Origin of the sequence: uncultured Rhodoblastus sp. (assembly GCF_903903185.1) — a bacterium.
Lineage (GTDB): Bacteria > Pseudomonadota > Alphaproteobacteria > Rhizobiales > Beijerinckiaceae > Rhodoblastus.
Genome location: NZ_CAIUXT010000018.1, coordinates 1 through 1,677, shown reverse-complemented (window position 1 = coordinate 1,677; position 1,677 = coordinate 1). Strand labels below are relative to the sequence as shown.

1 pseudogene is annotated in these 1,677 nt (G+C 65.3%); it reads left to right on the top strand.

The annotated features are described in order from the left end of the window. Nucleotides 1-705: 705 nt before the first annotated feature. A pseudogene (locus QZY01_RS01585) lies at nt 706-1,677 on the top strand (IS3 family transposase); the annotation flags it as partial.

Below are 1,677 nucleotides of genomic sequence, written 5' to 3'. Positions count from 1 at the left end.
TTGTGGGTAATTGAAAGCCGGCGAAGGCGTGTTGACCTCGTCGCCTGGCCACGGTATGTGGCAGCATTGACAGTCTGAAATGTCGCGGAGGACGGATGCGAAACGGTTTCGTGTTGGCAATGCTCATGTCGGTTCTAGCCTGCGGCGCCGCTCATGCTGAGGGCGCCCCCACCCAGCAGCAGGTGCAAGACTGGTGGAGGGCGAAATCCTCAGAAGCTTTGACCATCGAGGGGCCGTTGCAAGAGGTGCACCTCATGGACAAGGAGGTGGCATACATCGCTCAGGTCGGCTTCTACGAGCGGGTTCGCAATTTCATTTGGCATTCCGTTCTTGTACGACCCGCTCTGCAAGAGGTGCGTGAGCTGCCAGGGCCGATCGGCAACAAGGTCTCGGTACAAGACATCGACGGCGACGGAGTTTCGGAGGTGATCTCCGAGTCGGTCGCGTCCGGTCAGGGAGCTACCGATCGGGTTCACACAATCTTTCGACTCGATGGCTTTAGGCCGGTGGTTCTTCATGTGGCCGTCGCTGGAGACAATCTCGGAAACTGCCAAGGTGACATGGCTGCGATTGCTCGTGGCTGCAGGAAAGTGGACGTCAACTGGAGATTCGAGCAGTCATCGGACCATGGCGTGTTCCCCCCGCGTCAGAATAGTTGTCGCCCCGATAGAGACGACAATCCGGGGGTGGCGATGAAGGACGAGAGTGGCAAGGTACGGACAGGCATTCAAGGACAGAGCGGTGGCGCGGATGCTGCCGCCGGAGAGCGCGTCGGCGCAGGACGTCGGACGCGAGATCGGCGTGGGCGCCGACACGCTGGAGCGGTGGCGCAGCGAGGCGCTGTCGCAGCCTTGGCGTGAGAAGGTCTGGACGGCGGCGGCGCGGTTCGACGCCGTGTTGACGACGGCCGCGATGGACGAGAACGCCAAGGGCGCCTGGTGCCGCGCGAACGGCGTGTATCTGAAGGATCTGAACGTGTGGCGGCAGAGCGCGACGCAGGCGCTGGCCACGCCCGAAGAAGAGCGCGCGAGCCCGAAGCAGACCAAGCAGGATCGGCGGCGCATCAAGGAACTCGAACGCGACCTGCGCCGCAAGAATGCGGCGCTCGCCGAGACGACGGCACTCCTGGTGCTATCAAAAAAACTCGAGGCGATCTTCCAAAGGGGCGAGGACGAATGATCGGCCTCGAAGATCGCCGCATCGTGGCCCAGGACATCCTCAAGGCGCATTCGTCAGGCGCGCGGTTGCGCCTGGCTTGCGAGACCGCCGGCATCGACCTGCGCACCCTGCAGCGCTGGCAGGCTGGCGATGGGCTCACAACGGGCGATGGCAGGCCCGCCGCGGTGCGTCCGATACCCGCCCATGCCCTGAGCGAGGCGGAGCGCGCCGAGGTGCTGCGCGTGGCCAACGAGACGCGGTTCGCGGACGTACCACCGGCGCGCATCGTGCCCATGTTGGCCGACGAAGGCGTGTACGTCGCCAGTGAGTCCAGCTTCGCGCGCGTGCTGCGCGCGCACGGCCAGGCCGCGCGTCGTGGGCGCGCCAAGGCGCCCAAGGCGACGCGCCCGCCGACCACGCACGTCGCGACGGCGCCGCGCCAGGTCTGGTGCTGGGACATGACCTACCTGCCCGCCACCGTGGTCGGCCGATGGTTCCACCTGTACCTGATCCTCGACC